We start from the raw sequence: 25,854 nt of genomic DNA on the forward strand, positions 1-25,854 counted from the left end.
TTAAGATCTAGACCTGACGACTTTATACTAAGGACTATAGACCATGGACCATGAACTATAGACCATGGACTATCAACTATGATCTATGAACTAACAACAATAATGAAGAAACTATGGAATCAATAGCACTGGCTTTACCTGTTTTGTTGCTTGCAATAGGCATTGAATATTACGTTGCTAAACGAAAAAAACTGGCTGTTTATAAGTTTAATGATACGGTTAGCAACTTGAGCATAGGCATTCTCGATCGTGTGGCGGGTTTGCTTACTGCCGGTTTTTTCTTCTTTGTCTATGATTTTTTGCATCAACGATTCGCCATAATCAACATACAACAAAATTGGGTGAGCTGGGTGCTATTATTCCTATTGGTTGATTTTTTATGGTATTGGTACCATCGAAGCAGTCATGAAATAAATTTGTTTTGGGCCGTTCATGTGATCCATCACTCAAGCGAAGAATTTAATTATTCGGTTGGCACACGGATCACCATATTTCAATCGCTGGCAAGATTGCTGTTCTGGGCCATTTTACCCATTATCGGTTTTCCTGCCCTAATGATTATGCCTGTTTTGCTAATTCAGGGAGTTTATCCCTTTTTCGTACACACCCAGTTAATCGGCAAATTGGGATGGATCGAATATATATTGGTAACACCTTCGCATCACCGCGTTCACCATGGCAACAATGAAACGTATCTGGATAAAAACTATGGTGGATTCTTTATCATTTGGGACAGGATGTTTGGCACTTACGCCGAAGAAACCGAAGAGGTCCGGTATGGATTAACCCACCAGCTGCAAACGAATAGTTTGTTATGGCAATTCTTTCACTTTTTTCTGGAGCTGTATTACGCAGCAAAACTCACAAAAGGCTTCGGAAATAAACTGAAAGTACTGTTTGGCGGTCCCGAACAAATTGACCCTTCGATCAGGGAGCAACTTGAACTAATTTTCCTTTCACGCTCAAAACGCTTACCGCTTGCAAAGAAATTTAAAACCTATGTGGTGGTTCAACTTATTTTCATCATTATGGTTTTAATTGCCATGCTTTATTTCTACAATCAGCTGAATTTACTGATTGCCACCAGCGTATCATTGATCATCCTCATCACCCTGATCAATTGCGGAGCCATATTGGAGCAGAAAAAATGGGTGTTCAATCTTGAGTTTGCCCGGTTTCTGCTGGCCTCTGGTATGATCGCTGTTTTTACTGAGCAACCCCTGATTTGGTTAGTGGTAATCACCTTAACTGAAGCAGTATTGGTAAACTTTAGTGCCATAAAAAGAAGCTATATGAAAGGATTAAAGCCTTCAAAAAAATTTGTCAAATAAAAATACTTAAACTATAGACATTGTATATTTATGAAAAAGAATTATTTACTTTTAGGAATTCTGGCTGTAGGTACAGCTACACTCCTATCGGCTACTCTTTCAAAGCCAGGCGATAAAAAACGACAGAAAACAATTGCTGCCAAAGAAAAAGCTGCAACAAAACCCAATGTAATTGTGATTTTGGCAGATGACCTGGGCTACCATGATCTTTCTTCGTTTGGAAATGATGTTTTGAAAACCCCTAATATTGACAGCTTAGGTATTGAAGGTACACGATTTACACAGGCCTATAGTTCTGCTCCAATCTGCTCACCATCGCGTGCCGGTTTGGTTACCGGACGTTACCAGCAACGTTTCGGCTTTGAGTTTTTGGTACCTCAAAACGAAGGGGTTAAGCCTACACCAGAGCAAGTTCAACAATTTGTAGCATCCGCGGCGAAAACAGGTGGTTCAGTTGAGAAACTACCTATTTCTCAGGATGAATTCCTTCAAATTAAAAAAGGTTTGCCTGAATCAGAGATCTCCATTGGACAACTGTTTAAACAAAATGGTTATCAAACGGCTATTATAGGCAAATGGCACCTTGGAGAAACAGATGGTTTTCAGCCGCAGAAAAGAGGTTTTGATTATCACTATGGATTTTACAGCGGCTTAAGCTTGTATGCCTATCCGAATACTCCGGGAATTGTTGACTACCACTTACCTTGGGCTTTAAGCGAACGTGTTGCCTGGACCCGTGACGGTTCGAATCGTATTGTTCGCAATGATAAACCGGTGGTTGATGACAAAGAGTTTTTGACCGATAAAATTGCCGACGAGGCTATTTCTTATATCGAAAGCAATAAAAACAAACCATTCCTTTTGTATTTGCCTTTCAATGCGCCACATGATCCTTTCCAAGCTAAAAAAAGCGACTTCGACAAATATGCTTCTGTTAAAGACTCAACTGTTAGAGTTTACTACGGTATGATCACCGGTTTGGATAATGCTATTGGCCGCATCCACCGTAAACTAAAAGCCTTAGGACTTGACAAAAACACCATCATCGTATTTACAAGTGATAATGGAGGCGCTACTTATACCCGTGCAACCGATAATTATCCTTTACGCGGTGGCAAACTTTCACACTTTGAAGGTGGTGTAAACATTCCATTCTTCATTAAATATCCTGGTAAAGTACCGGCTGGTCAGGTTTATCAATTACCGGTAAGCAACCTCGATATTTTCAGCACCGTTGCTGCTGCGGCTAATATTCCGTTGCCTAAAGATGTTGAATATGATGGAACCAATTTGCTGCCTTACGTTAATGGAAGCAACAAAGCTCGTCCACACGATGTGCTATTCTGGCGCAATGGCTATTCAAAGGCTGTTCGTAAAGGCGATTGGAAACTCTACATCAACACCCGTAACAATAAACAATTATTGTTCGATTTGTCGAAAGACCGTTCAGAAACTACTGACCTTTCGGCGCAACATCCAGAGCTAGTAAAAGAACTTAATGCGGCCTTACAAGTATGGGAAAGCAAAGTAAAAACCCCGACCTGGCCAAATACTTTCAATAGTTCAATTACCATTAATGGCGAAAAATATTTCTTCCCTATTTAATAAGAGCTTCATTTTATAATAAGTTGGTTGATCCTTGCCTGCCGGAGTTCCCCGCTCCGGCAATGGGCAAGGAATTAACTGAAGTGTAAAGTACAAGCATGGTGTCATTAAAATCCTCTTGAATATGAAAACAACTATTCTTTTAGCCAAAAAACTGGGCGTAAGTATTTTATTATTCATTCTGCCTTTACTGGCCATTATTTTAAGTCTTGAGATTGTAAAACAGTTTTCAGACAACAGTGAACAGACCGAACAATCGACATCAACAGAAGTGTTTGTTGATAAATAGAACGATCAAAAACCATCAACTTAATTATACATGGAAACATTAAAACTCATATTTGATCATTTAAATGGTTGGGGACTAACCGTTATATTACTCGCAACCGGAGTTGCTGAGTTTTCGTTAGGGTTATACCGAAACTGGAAGCTGAATGAAAAACTCACCGACTTAAGCAGTTTGCTTTTCGGTCGCTTAGTAATTCCTGTTTTTCTATCTTACTTTGCGCTAAAGTTTTTACCCTCAGTAATTCCTCAATATAAAAATGTATTGGCATGGGTACCGTTTTGGTGGGGCTTTTTCATTTTATGCATTGCCGATGATTTGACGCAGTATTGGTATCACCGTCTGCATCACGAAGTGGAATGGTTATGGAGATTTCACCGTACTCACCATTCTGCACCTTACATGGGAATGGCTATGGCCAGTCGCCAGAATTTTATTTACACCTTACTGTTCCCGCAATTATATGTAACTATTACGCTTACTTTCCTAGGGTTAGGTTTACCCGCTTTATTTGTGCTCGGAATCAAAGGATTAATCACTACCATGGCTCATTCGAGTATTAAATGGGACAAACCTTTGTATTCAATCAAATGGTTACATCCGGTAGCCTGGGTATTGGAACGAACCATTTCATTGCCTGCCACGCATCATGCTCACCATGCAGCGCATGAACGCGATGGCATTGGAAACTATCATGGCAATTATGGTAACATGTTTTTCCTGTGGGATGTAATCTTTAGAACCGCTAAAATTACCCGAAAATACCCTGAAGAATATGGAATAGAGGATTATCCGGAAGACCCATGGTATGCCCAGGTACTGTACCCTATTTTCAAATCGAACAAAGAAGGAAGCGATTTAGCAAAGTAAGCTCTTTCGTTTCCAAGGACATTTTTCGTTCTATTAAATGCTTATCTGATACCAAATAGGGCAAACAATTCCATATATAGATCACAAAAACAGCTCTCTCTAAACCAGATCGAGAGCTGTTTTGCTGTGTAAAGAGCTTATTAAATTCCAGCAGATTTATTCTTACCTTATATTTTATTGTACTTTATGAGCCGACACAAGATCATATTGCTTATCCTGTTTATATTTTTAACAGGTGTTGCGTTTTATTTATTGTTTCCAATAAAAGGCATTCAAGTTCCACCTAGTACAACGGCGAAAGCTGAAAAGTTTAAAAGAGACTTTCTTGCATCTCAAACTCCTGCCGATACTTCTGCTCCAAATATAATTGTGATTCTTGCTGATGATTTAGGTAAATATGACTTAACGTTATACGGCCAGGGACAAGTGAACGCTCCCAATATTAATCAATTGGCATCCGAAGGGGTAAAATTTAATAACGCTTATGTTTCAGCTCCCGTTTGTAGTCCTTCGAGAGCCGGGTTGATGACCGGCAGGTATCAGGAACGCTTTGGTTATGAATTTCAGATTCAGGGGCAGTACGTTAGTAATCGCTTGCAATATTTAGCTTTTGCGCATTTTTTAAACCTTGGTCAAATGAAGGCTAATGATATTCCGGAGGATGAATTACCCGGAAAATCAAGTATGGCAAATATTGGCTTACCTGCTTCTGAAATTATGCTTTCTGAATTATTAAAAGCCAAAGGCTATTCTACTGCACTTATTGGCAAATGGCATTTAGGTTATGAAAAGCCTTTATTACCCTTGCAACGTGGATTCGGTCATCATTATGGATTTTACGAGGCTTACTCTTTGTACGGTCATCCTGATGATTCATCGTTGGTAAATTATCATCATGATGAGTTTTCGGACAAGCACATTTGGAAAACCGGTCGACAAGGACCAGCACAAATCCGGAATGATGAAGTGATTGTAGATGATAAAGAATATTTAACGGATAAATTAACAGCTGAAGCCATCGGCTTTATTGATAAGAACAAGAATAAACCATTCTTCCTTTATCTTGCCTACAACGCTCCACATTCACCATTTCAAGCTAAAAAAAGTGATTATGATTATTATAAGGATGTAAAAGACCCAAATAAGCGTACTTATTATGCGATGATCAAGGCTTTGGATGATGGTATTGGCCGATTAAATCAAGCACTGAAGGACCAAAAACTCGATAAGAACACGATTATTTTCTTTTTAAGTGATAATGGTGGTGCTACCTATACCAATGCTACAGATAATGCCCCTTTAAAGGCTGGCAAATTTGCACATTTTGAAGGTGGTATTAATGTTCCAATGTTGTTAAAATGGCCAAAAAAAATACACTCTAACACTACTTTTGATAATCGCGTTTCATCGCTCGATATTTTCAGTACAGTTAGTGCGGCTACCAAAGCACAATTACCCACCGACAGGGTTTACGACGGAGTTGACCTTATTCCTTATTTGAACAATACTATTAAGACGATTCCTCACAAAAACCTATTTTGGCGGGTGGGCCGAAACTCAGCGGTTATCAGTGAAAACTGGAAACTGATTATCAGTAAAATGGATAACAAAGAATATTTATACAATTTGAAGGACGACCCTTACGAGCAGAAAAACCTTGTTCAGAAAGACCCAAAAAAGGTAACAGAATTAAAAACTGAGCTTTCGAATTGGGAAAAGCAATTATCAGCACCCCGTTGGAAAGGCTTGATTCATTTCCAGTATAATTTCAAAGACGGCTTATACAATGTTGATATTTAACTTTTTATAGGCGGCTGTACAAAGCAGCCTATACTCGATTATTGGCTTTACAAAATTTAACCTCGATGCTTTAGAAACAAAAGGGTCCCTGAATTAAATTCAGAGACCCTTCTTATTATTATTCTAACCTTAAAAAACTTACAATTTTGTTGATGGCCCTGGGTTTACAGTTGCAACACCAATTGAATACGTATTTCCAGTAATGGTATTATTGGTTGCGTATAAGTTCAGTGCAGCCGATTGAGAAGTGTGTACAAACTTGTTGTTTTTAATAGTTGTACCATTCTTAGGAGTACCACGTACAGTGATCGCTTTATAAGCTTTCATATAGAATGTATTATCGTGAACATTTACATAATCACCTGCTCTGTACTTAGCTCCATCGCCACCATCACCGTGCATATCAAATGAGTGCTCAGTAGCATTTGGCATTACCACGTTATAAGCCGCTTCGTAACCAGAACCTGCGATACCTGATCCTGCAATAGCATGACGGTTATAATCAAAATAATTATTGGTTATTACCGCGTAAGCTTGAGCAATACTGATTCCGTAACCTAAACCGCTTTTTTGATTGTGGTGGAAGTAGTTATCATGTATTTTAACTCCAGTGGCTCCGCCTGATAAATAAACACCAGCATGATTCCATCCGAATACTTCACAATTAGCTACTTCAAGATTGCTGAATGTTGAATAGATACCACGGCAATAAGTTGAGCTACCGCTAGTACCTGTTGATGCTCCACGAACACGTAAACCAGTTACTTTAACTCCTGCACCAGCAGCTTGTAACATAATACCATGAGAAATATTGGTAGTATAAACCATACCTCCAAGGATACCATTTTTTCCACGACCACTCGCTAAGGTAACACCTGCAGGGATTTTAATGGTTCCTTGACCCGTCAAATTGATCTCTGAATTATCGTCAACATAAATTACCTCGCCGCTTTTTGCTTTAGATATAGCAGTTTTTAATTCTGCAGCGGTTTTAACCAAGTAATTATAAGCAGTTACAGGTGGAGTAGTTGGCGTTGTTGGTGTTGTAGGGGTAGTAGGTGGCGTTTCTACTGTTTGAGCTGTTTCCTTAACCATTAAGGTATTTAACCAGAAATTAGGTGAGGTGGTATTTTTAGGGCCTTTAGCAACTTCAATTCTAATTTTACCCGAAGCATTAGGTTTTACGGCGTTGATACTTGCAATTTTAGTAGTATTATTTGCTGGCTCAATCAAAACCGTTTGGGTTGTTGCACCAATAATTTTATAACGAGTTTCCAGCGAACCGTTAAAATTCATTCTTGAAGCAAAAAATGAAAGATTATAGGTGCTGGTAGCGCTTAGTCCTGAAAGTTCTATGGCAGCAGTTGTACCTGATCCATAAACTAAATCGGAAGCTGCAGCTTGTGGAATACCCAATGAACCTGGATAAGTTGTTGATGAGTTGGTATAAACTCCTTTAAAAGCTGCAACAGTTGCAAGCTTTACAGCAGTTGCTGTTCCTTTGTTAAAATCTTTTAAGGCAACTGGCGAAGAAACCGCCATTGATCCTAAATTATAATTAGTTGGGGCTGTTTTCCCACCAAAATCTACACGAAGATCAAGACCGGTGGCTGTAGCCTCGGTCGACATATCTGACCCCTCATTTATTGGAGTCTCAGTTGAGAGTCCATCTACCTCGTCTTTATTACACGATGTTAAAATACTTGATCCAGCAATTAATGCGGCTAATGCGAATGATAATGCTTTCTTGCTACGTTTCGGATTTAATCTTTTTATACTTTGCTTACTTTCTAATAGAGATGACATAATCATTTAGTTAAACTTGTTACACATTTGTTAATTTTCTTTACTTTTTGATCAAAAAAGACAATGAGTTTCCTTTCAAGCCTTTTTCAAGACCTGTCATTTTGAAATCATCGATTTCGAAATCATCAATTTTGGAAGTGTACCCCGTTTGGCGAATTTTTGGTTTGGTATCGGGGTACCTGGTGTATAAGAAGAATTATTTATTATTCTCCACTCTCACTCTACTCTCCTAATGAATTTCTAAGTAATTTTTTATCCAAATGGTTGTTTAATTAATATTCCTAATTCACTTTAGTCAGACCTTATTACGAGCTGAGTTTCAGAAGGTTGCAAAAAATTTTACTTTTCCATTTTTTATACTAATAAGCATAAGTTGTATTTTGTAGTTAAGCAAAAATTCGTTTCGCTTAAATAAAAAAGATTCCAATAGCCTTACAAAGCAGTGACAATCATCTGATAATGTAACACGTACACTAACTATTGAGCTATTATTTCACCTAGAAATAGCTTATCCTATCCTAATTTTCCTTTAAATAATCGCACTACTAATCTCAATGTCAATCAAAGGAGGCCAATGACTTAGCCTATCCGAAGCCATTGATATTGAACTAAAAGAAGGAGTGACTCCCGAATAATAATGGCATTTTTGGCAGTTTAGCTGGACCGGATAATATGAAGAGCCTATATTATTTTTGTGTTTATTGGCGTTAATCTGCTCTTCCTATCCTTAAACAGGCTATATATTAGTATTAAAAAAGGGTTCCTGATTTGCATCAGGACCCCCTTTTAATACGATAATCTTAATAAGAACCTACAAAGAAGTTGAAGGTCCTGGGTTTATAGTTGCCATACCAATAGAATAGGTATTGCCTGAAATTGTATTATTGGTTGCATACAAGTTCAATGCAGCCGACTGTGAAGTGTGAATAAACTTGTTGTTTTGAATAGTTGTACCATTTTTAGGAGTACCACGAACTGTGATCGCTTTATAAGCTTTCATATAGAAGGTATTATCGTGTACGTTTACATAATCACCAGCTGTATATTGAGCTCCATCGCCACCATCACCATGCATATCAAATGAGTGCTCAGTAGCATTTGGCATTACCACATTATAAGCTGCCTCGTAACCTGAGCCTGCAATACCTGAACCTGCAATAGCATGACGGTTATAATCAAAATAATTATTGTTGATTACTGCAAAGGCTTGAGCAATGCTGATTCCGTAACCTAAACCACTTTGTTGATTATGGTGGAAATAGCTATCGTGTATTTTAACATTGGTGGCTCCGCCCGACAAGTAAACACCGGCATGATTCCATCCGAATACCTCACAATTAGCCACTTCAAGATTGCTGAATGTTGAGTAAATACCACGGCAATAAGTTGATGAGCTACGGTCAGTACTGGTTGATGCTCCACGAACACGTAAACCAATTACCTTAACACCTGCACCTCCAGCTTGTAACATAATACCATGAGAAACATTGGTGGTATAGATCATACCTCCAAGGATCGCATTGTTACCACGACCACTCATTAAGGTAACACCTGCAGGAATTTTAACGGTGCCTTGACCAGTCAAATCAATCTGAGCATTATCATCAACATAAATAACCTCGCCGCTTTTTGCTTTAGATATAGCAGTTTTTAATTCTGAGGCGGTTTTAACAAGGTAATTATAAGAAATACTAGGCGTGGTTGGTGTAGTAGGAGTTGAAGGTGGCGTTGTAGGCGTAGTAGGTGGCGTCACTATTGTTTCGATTGTTTCCTGAACGATCAAGGTATTTAACCAGAAATTAGGTGAAGTTGTATTTTTTGCGCCTTTTGAAACTTCAATTCTAATTTTACCTGAAGCATTCGGTTTTACTGCATTGATACTTGCAATTTTAGTAGTATTATTTGCTGGCTCAATCAAAACCGTTTGGGTGGTTGCTCCAATAATTTTATACTGAGTTTCCAATGAGCCGCTAAAATTCATTCTTGAAGCAAAGAATGACAGATTATAATTGCTGGTGGCCGTTAATCCTGAAAGTTCAATTGCTGCAGTTGTAACCGATCCATAGAATAAATCGGCTGCTGCAGTTTGTGGAATACCTAATGTACTTGGATAAGTGTTTGAGTTGGTATAAACTCCTTTAAAAGCTGCAACAGTTGCAAGTTTTACAGCTGTTACTGTTCCCTTGTTAAAATCTTTTAAGGCAACAGGCGTAGACACTCCCATTGATCCTAAATTATAATTGGTTGGAGCTGTTGATCCACCAAAGTCTACACGCACATCAACGCCGGTACTTGTAGCATCTATAGCCAAATTACCTGTTGATAACTCTTCGTTTAATGAAGATTCAGGTAAAACGCTCTCTGCTTCTTCTTTACCACAGGATGTTAAAATACTAGATCCGGCAATAATCGCTGCTAATGCCAATGACAATGCTTTTTTACTGCGCTTTAAGTTCAATTTTTCTACGGGTTTAATCTCTGATACCAATGGCATGATCAGCTGGTTTAATTGTTATACATTTGGTTAATTATCTTTACTTTTTGTTCAAAAAAGACAAAGCACTTCCTTTCAAGCCTTTTTCAAGACCTGTCATTTTGAAATCATTAATTTTGGAAGAGTACCCCCTTTTACGAATTGTTTGGTTTGGGTTTGGTATGGGGTACTTAAGTGTACGAGAGATATGATCTAATAATCTCTACTCTCATTTTCATCTCCTAATGGATATATAGAAGTAAATTTTTGTTAAGATTTTTGCATTTACCTATCTCCTCATTTTATGTTTAATCCACCCTTAGTACGAACTGAGTTTCAGAATGTTACAAAAACATTTACTTTTCAATTTATTTTACTATTAATTAAAAAACATCTTTTATAATTAAGATAAATTTCATTTTATTTTATAAAAATACCTTTCATGAATACTTTACAAAAACCCTCGATGCAGTTAAAACACTAACTATGAATGTGTTATCAGATTCACAAACCGATTATATTATTCTACATTTTGTATTTAAATATCCCCAGCTTTTTTATCCACTTTATATACTATTTTGTGGATGTATGTTTATATAAAACCTTGGACCTGCTGGCGAAAGAAGCTGGTGAAAACAATTCTGATTCCTTTCAATGAACCTTAAATGGTTTGAATCACAGAAGTTCCAGAAGCAAAAAAGGGGCACTGATTTAAATCAGTGCCCCTTTTTAATATTATAAGAGATAATCTAATCTTAAAATAAGCTTACAATGCTGTTGCTGGTCCTGGGTTTACAGTAACAAGAGCTGTAGAATAAGTATTTCCGGTAATTGTATTGTTGGTTGCATATAAATTTAATGCAGCTGCTTGTGAAGTATGCACAAATTTATTACTGCTAATAGTTGTACCATTCTTTGGAGTACCACGTACAGTGATTGCTTTATAGGCCCCCATATAGAACGTGTTATCGTGAATATTTACATAATCACCAGCTGTATACTGAGCTCCATCACCTCCGTTTCCATGCATATCAAATGAATGCTCAGTAGCGTTTGGCATTACTGTATTAAATGCCGCCTCGTAACCCGAACCTGCAATACCTGAACCTGCTATACCGTGACGATTATAATCAAAGTAATTATTGGTTATTACTGCATAAGCTTTATCAATACTGATTCCGTAACCTAAACCACTTTGCTGATTGTGATGAATGTAATTATCATGTATTTGAACATTAGAGGCTCCTCCTGTTAAATAAATCCCAGCATGATTCCATCCAAAAATCTCGCAATTAGCCACTTCAAGATCGCTGAATATCGAATAGATACCACGGCAATAAGATGAGCTACTACGAGCTGTGGTAGTTGATGCTCCTCTTACTCGTAGGCCAATTATTTTAACACCTGCACCATTTGCTTGTAGTAAATTACCATGAGAAACATTAGTAGTATAAATCATACCGCCAAGGATGCCTTTTTTTCCACGACCGCTCATTAACGTAACGCCTGCTGGGATTTTAATAAAACCTTGACCAGTCATATCAATCTCAGCATTATCGTCAACATAAATAATCTCTCCACTTTTTGCTTTAGATGCAGCTGTTTTTAATTCTGCAACTGTTTTAACAACATAGCTATAATTAAAAGGAGTTTCCTTGATAATTAATGTATTTAACCAAAAATTACTTGATGCCGTATTCTTGGCTCCTTTAGTAACCTCAATTCTAATTTTACCAGCATCATCAGGTGCGATTGCTTGGAGACTTGCAATTTGGGTGGTATTATTGGTTGGTTCGATCAAAACCGTTTGTGTTGTAGCCCCAATAACTTTATATTGAGTTTCTAATGAACCACTAAAATTCATTCTTGAAGCAAAAAATGAAAGATCATAAGTACTATTGGAAGTTAATCCTGAAATTTCCAATACTGATGCAGTGTTCGATCCATAAAATAGATCTGCAGCCGCGGTTTGTGGAATACCCAATTCAACAGGATAGGTTGTTGAATTTGTATAACTACCTTTAAAAGCTGCAACGGTGGCAAGCTTTACCTCCGTATCTATTCCTGTATTAAAATCTTTTAAAGCAACTGGAGAAGAAACGGCCAGTGATGCTGCATTATAATTGGATGGAGGAGTTCCTCCAAAATCAATTCGCAAGTCAACGCCATCGGTTAATGTTGCTTCTGTGGATAAAACTTTTGATGATAGTTTTTCAGGTGAAATTCCCTCTACTTCCCCTTTACTACACGAAGTTAAAATACCTGTTCCGGCAATTATCGCTGCTAATGCCAATGACAATACTCTCTTACTACGTTTTGCATTCAAATTCTCTACATCTGGGTTAATTTCTGATACCGATGACATGATGATTTGGTTTAATTGTTACACATTTAGTTAATAATATTTACTTTCGGGAACAAAGAAGACAAAGCGTTTCCATTCAAGCCTTTTGAAGACCTGTCATTTTGAAATCATTAATTTTGGAAGAGAACCCGTTTGAGGAATTGTTTGGCTTAGTTAGTGTACCTTTGTGTACATGAGGAATAATCTAAAATCTCTGCACTCACCATCATCTCCTAATGAATTCTGAAGTAACTTTTTCTCTAAAATTTTCTCTCTACCTATCTCCTTAATTCACATCTATTTAAATCTTATTACGAACTGATTTTCAGAAGGTTACAAAAAATTTACTTTTTAATTTAATTTACTATTAACGAAAAAATCTTGCTTTACAGTTAACCAAAGATTCTTATAACTCAAAAAAGAGCGTTAAAATCTCTTCTTTTGAATCGATAAAAGCAATCCCTCCTCTCGATAGAAAGGCTTGGATCGATAGACATCCATTTGCACTTAAGAAAAAGTTCATTTTATTAATCATTAGAAGGCGCAAAACAGCCTATAAGTTGCAGAAGCAAAAAGGGTCGCTGATTTCAATCAGCGACCCTTTTTTGAATACTATAATAATGGATAATCTATTCTTAATTGGTTACATATAAGTTTAATGCTGCTTGCATAGTTGCATAACCTAATTATTTAATACCTTATGGATTATAAGGTGTGTCCGTAGGCGGTATACGACTGAACAAAAAAAGGCTTCTTTTTTACCGGACTTATAAGATTATAGGCTTTCTTATTGACTGTTATTGAAATGGCTTGCTTCTCTTTATAAATGCCAACCAGTACCTCGTGTTCTTCCTTGCTCAACAATTTGCTTGAAAATGCAAGCAATAAAATTAAAAGTAGCTGAACCCATGCAATAAGGGATGACCTTCTTACAAATGACACCTGAAACTTTTTAGACAATTCCTCTGATTTTTCCATTGACGAAACATCTAAATGGGAATTGTCCCATTTAGGATCATCCAACTGGCTGTTACGATTCTCTAAAATAGAAGAATAGGAATAATTTGCACCTCTTTGCATATACTCTCAATTAGAATTGATTCTGAAATAAGATTCTTCTGCAAATGGATATCGAATATCTTTTTTACGGAGTGTAAAATCGATACCAGATTGATTCTGAACAAATTAAAAAATTTTCTTATTTACCCAATTTGCAGAGGTTTTTACCCGACAAAAATAGCCATATAAAAAACTATCTACAATACCTAGTTCTAGTGATTTTTAAGATTCATAATTATTAAGCATTAAGTTTTAATAAATAGTTAAACAACTGTTTGTCAAATAAGTATTATAAAAAATAGATTAAAATTAGAAAAGGTCAATTGACTAGAAAATCCGGAAGTTTTCGAAGATTAAAGAGGTAAAAGATGAGACAATTACGCCTTCTCAATTGATGAAATTTTACTTTTCAAACACCAAGGCATCGGGTTTGGCACCTAGATTTTCAAGCATCTTGCATATATCTTTAATAAACTTATCAGGGCCACATACATAAAAATGCTGATCGAAGTTTTTGATCGTTTCCTTTAAGTAGCGCTCATCAATATAACGTTCTTTAAAGCTCATTACCGCTTCGCGGGTAAATACTTTATGAAAATCATTGCCTAACAATTCAGTGAATTCTTTATCAAGTATTACGTCGGATGTGGTTTTATTTGAAAAGATCAGTGAGTGGCCGGGAAGATCCCCTTTTACTTTTAAATCACGGATTATAGCAATAAAGGGGGTTATGCCTGCTCCTCCGGCAATAAAAGCTCCTGGACCTTTATAGTTTATTGTTCCCCAAACATCATGAATAATCAGTTCTCCTCCAGCATTCAGCTTACCCAGTTCGTAAGTAACACCATCATGATCATTGTAAATTTTAATGGTAAATTCTAAATAATCCCACTGATTTAAACTGGTAAAAGTAAATGGTCGGCGCTCATCTTTCCATTTCTCATTATTGATGGCTACCTCAGTTGCTTGGCCGGGTTCAAAAGCGTAACCAACAGGCTTTTCCACCCTAAATCGTTTTACATCATGTGTTACATACTCGGTGTGCAAGATTTTAACGAAATGCTCTTCCATATCATTTTTACAGGTTATTCATTATAAAAATTACAGTTAATAAAATGAATTTCCTAGTGCTATTTTAAGAACTGAATCGTTAGTGGGTATTTAAAAAACTCGCCATTAGCAGCTTTTACCGCACCTATGACCGGCACAATAACCGTTATCAAACCAATGATCAATAGAAAGCCGAGACCGATGAGTAATATGATTAGAATTCCTGCAACAATAGCGTAAATACTGAAGCTAATTTGAAAATTGATAATTTCTTTGGCATGCGATTCAAGGTTAAGTATCTCATCCTTTTTAATCTGCCATAATACAATCGGCACCAAGAGCCCTCCAAATGGGAAAACAAAATGAGCGAGTTGGCTTAGGTGGGTAAACATTAAAAACTGATTATCTTCTCGTTGCATTTGACTTTCAAGTATTTAAATGAAAATACACATGAATACTGACAATCCCAAAAACAGTATTAATGCACTAAAACTATTGGCATTTCAGTAATAGTAATTTTCAATTACTCTCAACAACTCTTATAGACTATTCAAAACCATTTTTAAGTACAATAGTACCACCTGCATTAAACTGTATTTCGATCAAACCATTATTAAGCTGATGAAGTGTTGCGCCATTCTCACCCTCCTTTATTAGTGTTTTAAACGGAGCTTTAAGAATCAGCTTACCTCCTTTTCGGCTTTTATTTTAACCTGTTGCGTAATCCAATTCTCTTTACTAGCACTAAGGAGAAAGGCTCCTTCAGTTCTTAGAATAAAAATAAACACTGCTTTGGTAAATTATCCCCTATAGTCTTCTGATTCCTTTTCGGTAAAACATAAAAATCATAAAGGTCCTGATCATTTGCCACCTCAAACAAGAAAAGGCCTTTCGGCCTTCTTAATATTCGATCTAACGAAAAGATTATTTTAAAGAGAGATACTCCATGATCAACTTGGCTGTACGTTCCGAAGCTCCCGGCTCTCCCATTTGCTGATCAAGCTCATCATAATTTTGGAGCATCGTATTTCTGTATTGCTCATCATTTAAAATACTGTCCAGCTCAGCCTTAAGGTTTTTCTCATTGCAATCATCCTGAATCAGCTCTTTCACCACAAGCTTATCGACAATCAAATTTACCAATGAAATAAACCTGATTTTCACCAATACTTTTGCTATGCCAATACTCAAAGGATTCCCCTTGTAAACCACCACTTGTGGTACATCTAACAAGGCTGTTTCGAGCGTGGCCGTACCTGATGCAACAATGGCCGCCTCAGCATTTTTTAACAAGTCATAGGTTTTACCAAACACTACTGGAATTTGGGTTCCTTGTTTAAATTGTTCATAATACTCCGCAGTAAAGGTTGGCGCTCCGGCAATCACAAATTGCTTTTCAGGAAAATGAGCCTGCATCTTTACCATTTCAGGTAACAAACGTTCAATTTCTTGTTTACGGCTACCCGGTAAAAATGCCACAATCGGTTTACTGTCGAGCTGATTATCGTTTCTAAAATTCGAATTAAACGGATAAGCAGCTATTGCATCCAATAAAGGATTTCCCACATAGTCGACCTTCATTCCCCATTTATCATAAAAATCTACTTCAAATGGAAGAATACAGAACATATGATCGACCACCTTTTTGATCTTTAGAACCCGTTTTTGGTTCCAGGCCCAAACTTTAGGCGAGATATAATAGAAAACTTTGATGTCGTTTCTTTTAGCAAACTCAGCAATCTTTAAATTAAACCCTGGAAAATCTATTAGGATCAAGGCATCCGGACGATTGGCTAAGAGATCATTTTTACAGTCGGAAAGGTTTTTAAAGATCTTGCGCAGATTTACCACCACCTCAACAAACCCCATAAAAGCCATATCCTTATAATGCTTACGAATATTCTCGCTTTCCGCAAGCATGAGATCACCACCCCAGAAACGAAACTCGGCCGCTGAATCCACTTTTTTTAAAGCACGCATCAGGTTAGAACCATGTAAATCTCCGGACGCCTCTCCGGTAATTATGTAGTATTTCATAAATAGCAAAAATCCATGGTCCATAGTCCATGGTCCATTGCCGATACTATCGACTATAGACCATGGACTATGGACTGTATATTTATTAACTTTTAAAGAAAAAGACTGCTAAAACCACCAAAAAAGAAATCAGAAAAACTCCTTTTCCGGCATTACTTATTCCGTTCTTAAAATAATAGCGAACCAAAAACAGGTTAATGATCAGTCCAAGCAGGTAAATCGAGGAATCTCTGACACCAATTCTGTCGCCTAAATGGATAAATTCTACCAGAATAAAAGAAATTACCGGCACTATAATTCCTAATACAAATCCTAACAGAAAACTATCTTTTTTAAACAATCCGTTTGATTGGTCCTGACCTGATGGTAGTTGAATATTCTCACTCATAAATTCAATCTAAGGGTTAAACGCTAAAATTCCAATTCTTTAACGTTGGAATTGCATTGTATGATGTAAAATCAAAATGAACTGGCACTATTGAAGCATAACCTTCATTTAAAGCATATTCATCTGTATCTTCTCCTTTATCATTCAAAACGAATTTACCGGTAAGCCAAAAGTAACGGCGTCCATTCGGATCCAATCGTTCATCAAACTCTTCTTCCCATTTGGCAATGGCCTGACGGCATACCTTCAGCCCCTTTATTTCCTGCCCGGGAGGGAAATTAACATTTAACAACGTTCCGCTTGGCAATCCGTTATCCAAAATTTGCTTTGCTACTTCGGTAACAAAAGGACGTGTAGCTTCAAAATTGGCATCTTGTTTAAAATCACCCAATGAAAAACCTACCGAAGGAATCCCTTCAATAGCACCTTCCATAGCCGCCGACATAGTTCCAGAGTAAATAACATTGATCGAAGAATTAAAGCCATGGTTTATACCTGAAACCAATAGATCAGGTTTCTTGTGTAAAACTTTATTAACAGCCAGCTTCACACAATCCACAGGAGTACCCGAGCATTGATACATTTCAACCCCTTCGTAAATATCCACTTTATCTAACCGCAAAGGTTTCGCTATGGTAACAGCATGACCCATCCCCGACTGTGGACTATCAGGAGCGACAACTACTATATTTCCCAACTCTTGCATCAATTCAATTAAAACTTTAATTCCCGGCGCAGTTATACCGTCATCGTTCGTAATTAATATAGTAGGGCGTTGTTTAGTCATAATTTATGGTTTTTTATGATGCGAAAATAAGGAATACAAAAAACTTGATTGCTAAATAAAATGTTTGATGCAGGTAAAAATAATCTGCGCAATAAAAAAGGGCCCTGGGGGCCCAATATAAAACCAAGAGTAAATTTAATTTAGATAAATGATACAGAAAGCTGCGACATCTTAAATGCTCCTGCCTCTGATAAAGTTTACCAAAACAGCAATAATGGCCAGTACAAGCAAAATATGAATAAGACCACCTGCAGAGTAAACAAAAAAGCCTAAAATCCAGCCTATCACTAAAATTACGGCGATTAAATACAATAAACTGTTCATAGTATTATGTTTTTAGTTAAAACCACTTTTACTATGTATGTCTTGAAATAATAATGCCAAGAGGATTGAACAATTCGCTATAGTTGAATTAAGGCCTAATTTCTAATCTTCAGTCATTATATTATTGATTTAACACCCCTTTTAGGTTAGATTTACCGTAGAAAAAATTCCACAACTCTTGAAAAAATAAAAAGGAGCCAAGTGGCTCCTTCATTTTAAGCGATAACGCCCGCCTTAATCTCATCTACTATTGCCGGGTCTAATAATGTTGAGGTATCTCCAACGTTTGCCAGGTCACCTTCAGCTACCTTGCGTAAGATACGACGCATAATTTTACCTGAACGGGTTTTAGGCAATCCGCTTACAAACTGAATTTTATCTGGTTTTGCAATCGGTCCTATAATCCTTGAAACGGTCATCAAAATATCTTGCTTCATTAAATTAGCGTCCGACGGTGTTTTTTCGGTGATTACATACGCATAGATACCCTGACCTTTAATATCATGAGGATACCCCACAACTGCCGACTCTACTACACCTGTATGCATATTAATAGCATTCTCCACTTCGGCGGTACCAATACGATGCCCCGAAACATTTATTACATCATCTACCCTTCCGGTAATTCTGTAATATCCGTCCTCATCGCGTAAGCAACCATCACCTGTAAAATACATATTCTCATAGGTAGAGAAATAAGTTTTACGGCAACGTTCGTGATCGCCATAAGTGGTACGAATCATTCCTGGCCAAGGGAACTTTATACAAAGGTTTCCTGATACGCCATTTCCTTCAATCTCCTGCCCTTTGTCGTCAATTAAACATGGTTGAATGCCTGGCAATGGCAAAGTTGCATAACCTGGTTTTGTTGGTGTAATACCTGCAATTGGTGAAATCATAATACCTCCCGTTTCGGTTTGCCACCAGGTATCAACAATCGGACAATTACCTTTACCGATATGATCATGGAACCAGTGCCATGCTTCTTCATTAATGGGCTCTCCAACCGAACCTAATTTGGTCAATGAAGAAAGGTCTTTTTTCTCAACATGTTTTAATCCTGATGCCATTAATGAACGAATTGCTGTTGGTGCAGTATATAAGGTGGTTACCCTATGCTTTTGCACGATATCCCAGAAACGCCCCGGATCAGGCCAAGTTGGAATACCCTCGAACATTACTGAGGTTGCTCCTGATAATAATGGACCATAGACGATATATGAGTGACCGGTGATCCAGCCGATGTCAGCTGTACAGAAGAATATTTCAGGTTGTGAATATTGAAACACATTTTCAAAAGTGTATTGGGCAAAAACCATGTATCCGCCACATGTATGCAATACACCTTTAGGCTTGCCGGTTGAACCAGAAGTATATAATACGAATAAAGTATCTTCGGAGTCCATTGGTTCAGCCGGACAATCGGCCCCAACAGTTGCTAATTCTTCATCCCACCAGTAATCACGACCACGCTGCATGTAGGCAGGTGTTTTAATTTTAGTATAAACTATTACCTTTTTTACTGAAGGACATAGTTCAAGAGCATCATCCATCACCGATTTAAGTGGAATTTCTTTATTTCCACGAACTCCTCCATCGGCTGTAATTACTAAGGAAGCTTGCGCATCCTGAATACGATCAGCAATAGAATGAGCAGAAAATCCACCAAAAACAACCGAATGAATAGCACCGATACGGGCACAAGCTAATACAGCGATGGCCAGTTCAGGTATCATTGGCATATAAATACAAATGCGATCACCTTTTTTAGCGCCATGCTTTTTCAACACATTGGCGAAACGACAAACTTTCTCATAAAGTTCGCGGTAAGTATATTTTACGGTCTGATCATTCGGATTATTAGGTTCCCAAATATAGGCTACGGTATTGCCGTTTTTCTCTAAATGTCTGTCGAGACAGTTTTCAGTAATATTAAGTTTACCACCTGTAAACCATTTAACATTAGGCTCGGTGAAGTTCCAATCTAACACCTGATCCCATTTTTTTTGCCAACGAAAAGTGTCGGCAATGTCCGCCCAGAATCCTTCAGGATCTTCTACACTTTTTTTGTAAACCTGTTGATACTCCTCGAACGAACTAATTTTAAAGCTACTCATATTCCGTAAATCTGGTTGAAAATTTATCAATAATCGCAATGAGGTATTGCAATTACAAAAAACTATACAATATTATGTTATCAAATTATAAAAATGAAACCTATCTTAATTTTTACGCCTATAGCTTAGTTATCTATATGATTTCATATTTACTAAGTACATTTAAAAATATTTTAAAAACAAATCTATTTTTTAACCTCTTACATTACCCAACTATTATTATCCTGAAAACTCTTATTTCTGTGAAGTTCATCAATCATAATATTCATCAATTATTGAAATTTCAAACCTAAATTTACTCAAACCCGAATATTAATACCTGATTTTTAAAACGAATAAATTAGTCAAATAATGGTGCTCTTTGCGAAAACTCACTCGCTTGTCACTCATTAGGCATTCCCAATTATTGACTATTAAGCAGAAGATCACTATCTTTGCGCCTTTAATTCAAGGGACTCAGATTTTTATGAATCAACGAATGAATAATTGAAATTCATTTTGTTGTTCTCGTAAATTATTCTGATATTTGCGTCCCATTTAATAAAAGACTAATAATTAGCATATTAATACTTTAGAGCAATGTCGAGAGTTTGTGATTTAACCGGAAAAGGCGCCATGAAAGGTCACAACGTTTCTAATTCGAACGTTAAAACCAAGCGCAAATTCTTCCCTAACCTACAATTAAAGAAGTTTTATATTCCTGAAGAAGATCGTTGGATCACTTTAAAGGTATCAACTTCAGCATTGAAAACCATCAACAAAAATGGTATTTCATCATGCATTCAGAAATTTCTGAAAAAAGGTTACATATAAGATTTAAAATAATTTAGGCGATGGCTAAAAAAGGAAACAGAGTACAGGTAATTCTTGAGTGCACTGAGCACAAAGAAAGTGGTATGCCTGGTACATCAAGATATATTACCACCAAGAACAAGAAAAATACAACTGAGCGTTTAGAGTTGAAAAAATTCAACAATGTATTACGCCGTGTAACTGTTCACAAAGAGATTAAGTAATTTCAGTTTAATGTTTTAAGGTTTTTGTTGAGACAACAATCCACCTGACAACAAATTACTACTAAAAATTTAAGAAAATGGCTAAGAAAGTAGTTGCAACACTTAAAACCGGTACCGGTAAAGAATACTCTAAAGTAATTACAACCGTACGTTCACCAAAAACTGGTGCATACAGTTTTAAAGAAGTGGTTGTTCACAACGATCACGTTAAAGACATAATCGCTAACGCTAAATAATATAGCTTAAAGTATTATATGGAGCTTCTTTCTGTAGAAAGAAGCTTTTTTAGTTTCTATACAAGAATATCGTCTCATTAGTTGAAATATAATCTGGAGGCTTTATTCTATCTTTGCGATAATTTTGAGGTCAGCATCAAATTTTGACCTCAGACCTCAAAAACATATAAAAAATGGGATTATTCGATTTTTTTAAACGCTCAAAACCTGAAGAAATCAAAGCCGAGCAAGAGGCCTTAGATAAAGGACTTGAAAAAACAAAACAAAATGTTTTTTCAAGGCTTACCAAAATGGTTGCCGGTAAATCAACTGTAGATGACGATGTGCTTGACGAGCTTGAAGAGATCTTAGTTACCTCTGACGTTGGTGTTTCTACCACTCTCAAAATCATTGAGCGTATTGAAGAACGTGTTTCAAGAGATAAATACCTTGGCACATCGGAACTTAATTCAATCTTAAGAGAAGAAATCACCGAACTACTCGAGGAGAATAACTCTTCTGATTTCGACAAATTAAATGTCGACGAGAAAGTTCGTCCTTATGTTATTATGGTTGTAGGTGTTAATGGCGTAGGTAAAACTACCACCATCGGAAAGCTTGCTCATAAGTTTAAACAGGCGGGCAAAAAAGTGGTATTAGGTGCTGGTGATACATTCCGCGCAGCGGCAGTTGACCAGCTTCATATTTGGGGAGAGCGTGTTGGGGTGCGCGTTGTATCGCAACAAATGGGTTCAGATCCAGCTTCAGTAGCATATGACACCCTTCAATCGGCCATTGCTCATGGAGAAGAAGTGGCTATTATTGACACAGCAGGTCGTTTACACAACAAAGTGGGCCTGATGAATGAGCTCACCAAGATTAAGAACGTGATGAAGAAGGTTGTGCCTGATGCTCCTCATGAAATTTTATTGGTACTAGATGCTTCAACCGGACAAAACGCCATTGAACAATGCAAGCAATTTACCCAGGCAACTGATGTAAATGCATTGGCATTAACTAAACTCGATGGAACTGCAAAAGGCGGAGTTGTAATTGGTATTTCAGATCAGTTTAAAATTCCGGTAAAATATATTGGTGTAGGCGAAGGAATCAACGACTTACAACTATTTAATAAAGTAGAGTTTGTGAACTCGCTATTTAAAAATTAATAATTACGAGTTACGAGTTACGAGTTGGTCAGATGTAGATTGGTTAACCCGTAACCCGCAACTCGGGACCCGTAATTATTCTAATGAGAACTAAAGGATTAAAACCAGCAGAGGCAAAAGTTCAACCTAAAGTAAATGTAATTACCCTGGGTTGTTCAAAGAATATTGTAGACTCAGAAGTATTGATGGGCCAGCTAAAAGGCAATAGCTTTAACGTGGTTCATGAATCAGAGAAAGTAGGAAAAGATGATATTGTGATCATTAACACCTGTGGGTTTATAGATAACGCCAAACAGGAGTCTATTGACACCATTCTTCAATACAGCGAACTGAAGGATAAAGGAAAAGTGGGAAAAGTAATTGTTACAGGTTGCCTTTCTGAACGTTATAAACCTGAATTGGAAGCGGAGATTACAAACGTTGATGCATTTTATGGAACCAACGATTTGAAACAAATGCTTACTAATTTGGGAGCTGATTACAAGCATGAACTCATTGGTGAACGTTTGCTAACTACACCTAAACATTTTGCATTTTTCAAAATTGCCGAAGGTTGTAACCGTCCTTGTTCATTTTGCGCCATTCCGTTAATGCGTGGAATGCACGTATCAAAACCTATTGACGAGCTGGTGAAAGAAGCTAAAGTGCTAGCTAAAAATGGCACTAAAGAACTTGTGTTAATTGCTCAGGACCTTACTTATTATGGTTTAGACCTATATAACGAACGTAAACTGGCCGATTTACTTCGTAACCTTTCTGATGTAAATGGCATTGAATGGATTCGTTTGCAATATGCATATCCTTCGCAGTTTCCAATGGATATATTAGATGTGATGAACGAGCGCGAGAATATTTGTAATTACCTCGACATGCCACTTCAACATATTACCGACAATATGCTAAAATCAATGCGTCGTGGAATTTCAAAACGTCGTACTGTTGAGCTAGTTGACCAGATCCGTCAACGTGTACCTGATATTGCTTTACGTACCACGCTTATTTCCGGATACCCTGGAGAAACCCAAGAAGACCATGATGAATTGCTAGCTTTTGTTGAACAAACCCGTTTTGATCGTTTAGGTGTTTTCACTTACTCTCATGAGGAAAAAACACATGCCTATTCATTAGAAGATGATGTTGCGGATGAAGTAAAGCAAGAACGCCTTGAGGAGATCATGGACCTTCAACAAGGAATTTCTTTTGAGAAAAATCAAGAAAAATTAGGCAAAACCTATAAAGTTTTAATCGATAAGAAAGATGGGGATTACTTTGTTGGACGAACTGAATACGATTCGCCTGAAGTTGACAATGAAGTATTAATTGATGCCCGTGAACACTACGTCACAGTAGGCGATTTTTGCAAAGTAAAAATTGATCGCGCTGAAGATTTCGACCTTTACGGAACCCCTGTAAAATAAAACATTAATTATGCGATGTGAGAAATTCAACAAATAACGCTCACATCGCATATCTAATATCACGCTTCTTTTTACAAAACATTATTGCCTGTATCTTGTTCCACCATTAAATTTGACATACCAACTTACAATTTAATGCAAGCATCCTGTATCAACTACCATCACACCGGTTTCTTCTCTAAAAACCTTACCGATTACCTTTGTAACGACAGCCAACTCTCCAACTTTTACAACTATCAACCCGAAATCAATTCATTTAAACAAATAATTGCCGATAAATCTAATGCAAGCATTAATCGGAGTGTTTTGGTTGAAGTGTTAAAAAGCCAATATGCCTCATTAGGGAGCGGCCCCTGGAATGAAAATATAGAAGCATTAGCCAAGCCCAATGCATTTACGGTTACCACTGGCCATCAACTATGCTTGGGAACCGGTCCCTTATACTTCATCTATAAAATCATAACAACCATCAATCTGGCTAAAAAGGTTGAGCAGGCCAATCCGGAGAATAAAATTGTTCCTGTTTATTGGATGGCTACCGAAGACCATGATTTTGAAGAGATCAACCATTTTAACTTATTCGGAAAAAAAGTAACCTGGGATCTGGAAGCAAAAGGTGCTACAGGACGTTTGGCTACACAAACTTTACATCCTCTAATCACTGAACTTAAAAGCATATTAGGAACATCCAGAGAGGCTGATGAGTTGCTAAATCTTTTTGAGACGGCCTATATTAAGGAGCAGAATTTGGCAAACGCCACCCGCGTTTTTGTAAACGAGCTGTTCGGCAAATATGGACTGATTATTATTGATGCCGATGACCCTAAACTAAAAAAACTGTTTGCTCCGATTATTAAGGAAGATATCCTTGATCAGAAAAGCTATCAACTCGTTTCAAAAACAGTAGCCGAACTGGAGAAAATAGATAATCACATTCAGGTAAAACCTCGGGAGATCAATTTCTTCTATTTAGATGATCAATTGCGTGAACGGATTGTATTTGAAAACAATTGCTACAAAGTTCTGAATACAAACATTGGCTTCTCAAAAGAAGAACTTGAAAAAGAAATCGACAAACATCCGGAAAAATTTAGTCCGAATGTAATTATGCGGCCATTGTACCAGGAATGCATCTTACCTAACCTTGCTTATATTGGTGGAGGGGCGGAGATAAGTTATTGGATGGAGCTCAAGTCAACCTTCGATCATTACAAACTCAACTTTCCAATGTTGGTGCTTCGTAATTCTGCATTGATTGTTGATGAAGGATCGAAAAAGAAACTAAAGCAATTAAACCTGGAAACAAAAAACCTGTTTACCGAAACAAATAAGCTAATAGATATTTTCGTAAAACAGCAAAGTGCTAATGAACTGAATTTAGATGCCGAATTGCAAAAAATTGAAAAAGCATTTATTCAGATTTCATTAAAAGCACAAAATATCGATCCAACGTTAGCCGGAAGTGTGGAAGCCGAGAAAGCCAAGTTTTTCAACTCATTAAAAGGTTTGGAAAGCAAATTGGCAAAAGCCGAAAAGAAAAAATTCGAACAACAAACCTCACAGATTGTTAAAGTAAAGGAAAAGCTTTTCCCGAACGGATCACTGCAAGAACGCGTTGAAAACTTTATGCCTCATTACCTGAAATACGGTAACGGATTCATTGAAATGTTAGCCAATAACTTTGACCCGCTTGATTTCAGATTCACCATTATTGAATAGTAGACTAAATACTGATATGGAAGGTTTTGAATGACGATAA

At 37.1% G+C, this 25,854-nt stretch carries 22 protein-coding genes; 11 read left to right on the top strand and 11 right to left on the bottom strand.

Annotation, left to right across the window (positions count from 1 at the left end; translation table 11 throughout):
• The first annotated feature begins 113 nt into the window (after positions 1 to 113).
• The 5 genes from NF867_RS06720 to NF867_RS06740 all read left to right on the top strand — a co-directional run bounded on the left by NF867_RS06720 (position 114) and on the right by NF867_RS06740 (position 5,892).
• The gene (locus tag NF867_RS06720) at positions 114 to 1,331 is read left to right on the top strand and encodes a sterol desaturase family protein (RefSeq protein WP_252587033.1); all 1,218 of its coding nucleotides are present in this window, start codon (positions 114 to 116) and stop codon (positions 1,329 to 1,331) included.
• A 30-nt stretch (positions 1,332 to 1,361) separates the two neighbouring features.
• Positions 1,362 to 2,936 (top strand): sulfatase, encoded by a 1,575-nt coding sequence (locus tag NF867_RS06725; RefSeq protein WP_252587034.1) that lies wholly within the window; start codon positions 1,362 to 1,364, stop codon positions 2,934 to 2,936.
• A gap of 124 nt (positions 2,937 to 3,060) precedes the next feature.
• Positions 3,061 to 3,225 (top strand): hypothetical protein, encoded by a 165-nt coding sequence (locus NF867_RS06730; RefSeq protein WP_252587035.1) that lies wholly within the window; start codon positions 3,061 to 3,063, stop codon positions 3,223 to 3,225.
• A 30-nt stretch (positions 3,226 to 3,255) separates the two neighbouring features.
• Positions 3,256 to 4,092 (top strand): sterol desaturase family protein, encoded by an 837-nt coding sequence (locus NF867_RS06735; protein WP_252587036.1) that lies wholly within the window; start codon positions 3,256 to 3,258, stop codon positions 4,090 to 4,092.
• A gap of 186 nt (positions 4,093 to 4,278) precedes the next feature.
• On the top strand, positions 4,279 to 5,892 hold the full coding sequence (locus NF867_RS06740; RefSeq protein WP_252587037.1) for a sulfatase-like hydrolase/transferase: 1,614 nt from the start codon (positions 4,279 to 4,281) through the stop codon (positions 5,890 to 5,892).
• A gap of 138 nt (positions 5,893 to 6,030) precedes the next feature.
• Here the strand turns inward: NF867_RS06740 and NF867_RS06745 are convergent, their stop codons facing one another.
• From NF867_RS06745 to acs, 11 genes are all read right to left on the bottom strand, one after another.
• A complete protein-coding gene (locus tag NF867_RS06745; protein ID WP_252587038.1) occupies positions 6,031 to 7,698 on the bottom strand; it encodes a right-handed parallel beta-helix repeat-containing protein in 1,668 nt (555 codons plus the stop codon).
• An 811-nt stretch (positions 7,699 to 8,509) separates the two neighbouring features.
• On the bottom strand, positions 8,510 to 10,192 hold the full coding sequence (locus NF867_RS06750; RefSeq protein ID WP_252587039.1) for a right-handed parallel beta-helix repeat-containing protein: 1,683 nt from the start codon (positions 10,190 to 10,192) through the stop codon (positions 8,510 to 8,512).
• A gap of 745 nt (positions 10,193 to 10,937) precedes the next feature.
• Positions 10,938 to 12,536 (bottom strand): right-handed parallel beta-helix repeat-containing protein, encoded by a 1,599-nt coding sequence (locus NF867_RS06755; protein WP_252587040.1) that lies wholly within the window; start codon positions 12,534 to 12,536, stop codon positions 10,938 to 10,940.
• A gap of 684 nt (positions 12,537 to 13,220) precedes the next feature.
• Positions 13,221 to 13,595 (bottom strand): hypothetical protein, encoded by a 375-nt coding sequence (locus NF867_RS06760; RefSeq protein ID WP_252587041.1) that lies wholly within the window; start codon positions 13,593 to 13,595, stop codon positions 13,221 to 13,223.
• A gap of 381 nt (positions 13,596 to 13,976) precedes the next feature.
• The gene (locus NF867_RS06765; RefSeq protein ID WP_252587042.1) at positions 13,977 to 14,645 is read right to left on the bottom strand and encodes a ferredoxin reductase domain-containing protein; all 669 of its coding nucleotides are present in this window, start codon (positions 14,643 to 14,645) and stop codon (positions 13,977 to 13,979) included.
• A 59-nt stretch (positions 14,646 to 14,704) separates the two neighbouring features.
• Entirely contained in the window at positions 14,705 to 15,043 is a 339-nt protein-coding gene (locus NF867_RS06770) for a DUF4870 domain-containing protein (protein WP_252587043.1), read from the bottom strand.
• Between the two features lie 505 nt (positions 15,044 to 15,548).
• A complete protein-coding gene (lpxB, locus tag NF867_RS06775) occupies positions 15,549 to 16,661 on the bottom strand; it encodes a lipid-A-disaccharide synthase (RefSeq protein WP_252587044.1) in 1,113 nt (370 codons plus the stop codon).
• Between the two features lie 85 nt (positions 16,662 to 16,746).
• Positions 16,747 to 17,049, bottom strand: a complete 303-nt coding sequence (locus NF867_RS06780; protein ID WP_252587045.1) for a hypothetical protein — start codon at positions 17,047 to 17,049, stop codon at positions 16,747 to 16,749.
• Between the two features lie 16 nt (positions 17,050 to 17,065).
• Entirely contained in the window at positions 17,066 to 17,836 is a 771-nt protein-coding gene (surE, locus tag NF867_RS06785) for a 5'/3'-nucleotidase SurE (RefSeq protein WP_252587046.1), read from the bottom strand.
• A 171-nt stretch (positions 17,837 to 18,007) separates the two neighbouring features.
• Positions 18,008 to 18,160 carry a lmo0937 family membrane protein gene (locus NF867_RS06790; RefSeq protein WP_252587047.1) on the bottom strand — a complete coding sequence of 51 codons (153 nt, stop codon included), beginning with the start codon at positions 18,158 to 18,160 and terminating at the stop codon, positions 18,008 to 18,010.
• 215 nt (positions 18,161 to 18,375) lie between these two features.
• On the bottom strand, positions 18,376 to 20,277 hold the full coding sequence (acs, locus tag NF867_RS06795; protein WP_252587048.1) for an acetate--CoA ligase: 1,902 nt from the start codon (positions 20,275 to 20,277) through the stop codon (positions 18,376 to 18,378).
• Positions 20,278 to 20,856: 579 nt separating this feature from the next.
• On the opposite strand from acs, the gene rpmB reads away from it, so the two are divergent.
• The 6 genes from rpmB to bshC all read left to right on the top strand — a co-directional run bounded on the left by rpmB (position 20,857) and on the right by bshC (position 25,814).
• Complete coding sequence (rpmB, locus tag NF867_RS06800) at positions 20,857 to 21,090, top strand: 50S ribosomal protein L28 (RefSeq protein WP_252587049.1); 234 nt, start codon at positions 20,857 to 20,859, stop codon at positions 21,088 to 21,090.
• A gap of 20 nt (positions 21,091 to 21,110) precedes the next feature.
• Positions 21,111 to 21,293, top strand: coding sequence for a 50S ribosomal protein L33 (gene rpmG, locus NF867_RS06805; RefSeq protein ID WP_103788879.1), 183 nt, complete (start codon positions 21,111 to 21,113; stop codon positions 21,291 to 21,293).
• 77 nt (positions 21,294 to 21,370) lie between these two features.
• A complete protein-coding gene (locus tag NF867_RS06810; protein ID WP_252587050.1) occupies positions 21,371 to 21,529 on the top strand; it encodes a DUF4295 domain-containing protein in 159 nt (52 codons plus the stop codon).
• Between the two features lie 173 nt (positions 21,530 to 21,702).
• Positions 21,703 to 22,677, top strand: coding sequence for a signal recognition particle-docking protein FtsY (gene ftsY / locus NF867_RS06815; RefSeq protein WP_252587051.1), 975 nt, complete (start codon positions 21,703 to 21,705; stop codon positions 22,675 to 22,677).
• Between the two features lie 83 nt (positions 22,678 to 22,760).
• Positions 22,761 to 24,095 (top strand): 30S ribosomal protein S12 methylthiotransferase RimO, encoded by a 1,335-nt coding sequence (gene rimO / locus NF867_RS06820; protein ID WP_252587052.1) that lies wholly within the window; start codon positions 22,761 to 22,763, stop codon positions 24,093 to 24,095.
• A gap of 135 nt (positions 24,096 to 24,230) precedes the next feature.
• Complete coding sequence (gene bshC, locus NF867_RS06825) at positions 24,231 to 25,814, top strand: bacillithiol biosynthesis cysteine-adding enzyme BshC (RefSeq protein WP_252587053.1); 1,584 nt, start codon at positions 24,231 to 24,233, stop codon at positions 25,812 to 25,814.
• Positions 25,815 to 25,854: the final 40 nt, after the last annotated feature.

This window comes from Solitalea agri (assembly GCF_023914155.1).
Taxonomy (GTDB): Bacteria; Bacteroidota; Bacteroidia; order Sphingobacteriales; family Sphingobacteriaceae; genus Solitalea; species Solitalea agri.

What these genes read in the sequence shown, in the direction of transcription:
- NF867_RS06720 (WP_252587033.1), top strand. Translation starts at nt 114, where the DNA reads ATGGAATCAATAGCACTGGCTTTACCTGTTTTGTTGCTTGCAATAGGC.
- NF867_RS06725 (WP_252587034.1), top strand. Translation starts at nt 1,362, where the DNA reads ATGAAAAAGAATTATTTACTTTTAGGAATTCTGGCTGTAGGTACAGCT.
- NF867_RS06730 (WP_252587035.1), top strand. Translation starts at nt 3,061, where the DNA reads ATGAAAACAACTATTCTTTTAGCCAAAAAACTGGGCGTAAGTATTTTA.
- NF867_RS06735 (WP_252587036.1), top strand. Translation starts at nt 3,256, where the DNA reads ATGGAAACATTAAAACTCATATTTGATCATTTAAATGGTTGGGGACTA.
- NF867_RS06740 (WP_252587037.1), top strand. Translation starts at nt 4,279, where the DNA reads ATGAGCCGACACAAGATCATATTGCTTATCCTGTTTATATTTTTAACA.
- NF867_RS06745 (WP_252587038.1), bottom strand. Translation starts at nt 7,698, where the DNA reads ATGTCATCTCTATTAGAAAGTAAGCAAAGTATAAAAAGATTAAATCCG.
- NF867_RS06750 (WP_252587039.1), bottom strand. Translation starts at nt 10,192, where the DNA reads ATGCCATTGGTATCAGAGATTAAACCCGTAGAAAAATTGAACTTAAAG.
- NF867_RS06755 (WP_252587040.1), bottom strand. Translation starts at nt 12,536, where the DNA reads ATGTCATCGGTATCAGAAATTAACCCAGATGTAGAGAATTTGAATGCA.
- NF867_RS06760 (WP_252587041.1), bottom strand. Translation starts at nt 13,595, where the DNA reads ATGCAAAGAGGTGCAAATTATTCCTATTCTTCTATTTTAGAGAATCGT.
- NF867_RS06765 (WP_252587042.1), bottom strand. Translation starts at nt 14,645, where the DNA reads ATGGAAGAGCATTTCGTTAAAATCTTGCACACCGAGTATGTAACACAT.
- NF867_RS06770 (WP_252587043.1), bottom strand. Translation starts at nt 15,043, where the DNA reads ATGCAACGAGAAGATAATCAGTTTTTAATGTTTACCCACCTAAGCCAA.
- lpxB (WP_252587044.1), bottom strand. Translation starts at nt 16,661, where the DNA reads ATGAAATACTACATAATTACCGGAGAGGCGTCCGGAGATTTACATGGT.
- NF867_RS06780 (WP_252587045.1), bottom strand. Translation starts at nt 17,049, where the DNA reads ATGAGTGAGAATATTCAACTACCATCAGGTCAGGACCAATCAAACGGA.
- surE (WP_252587046.1), bottom strand. Translation starts at nt 17,836, where the DNA reads ATGACTAAACAACGCCCTACTATATTAATTACGAACGATGACGGTATA.
- NF867_RS06790 (WP_252587047.1), bottom strand. Translation starts at nt 18,160, where the DNA reads ATGAACAGTTTATTGTATTTAATCGCCGTAATTTTAGTGATAGGCTGG.
- acs (WP_252587048.1), bottom strand. Translation starts at nt 20,277, where the DNA reads ATGAGTAGCTTTAAAATTAGTTCGTTCGAGGAGTATCAACAGGTTTAC.
- rpmB (WP_252587049.1), top strand. Translation starts at nt 20,857, where the DNA reads ATGTCGAGAGTTTGTGATTTAACCGGAAAAGGCGCCATGAAAGGTCAC.
- rpmG (WP_103788879.1), top strand. Translation starts at nt 21,111, where the DNA reads ATGGCTAAAAAAGGAAACAGAGTACAGGTAATTCTTGAGTGCACTGAG.
- NF867_RS06810 (WP_252587050.1), top strand. Translation starts at nt 21,371, where the DNA reads ATGGCTAAGAAAGTAGTTGCAACACTTAAAACCGGTACCGGTAAAGAA.
- ftsY (WP_252587051.1), top strand. Translation starts at nt 21,703, where the DNA reads ATGGGATTATTCGATTTTTTTAAACGCTCAAAACCTGAAGAAATCAAA.
- rimO (WP_252587052.1), top strand. Translation starts at nt 22,761, where the DNA reads ATGAGAACTAAAGGATTAAAACCAGCAGAGGCAAAAGTTCAACCTAAA.
- bshC (WP_252587053.1), top strand. Translation starts at nt 24,231, where the DNA reads ATGCAAGCATCCTGTATCAACTACCATCACACCGGTTTCTTCTCTAAA.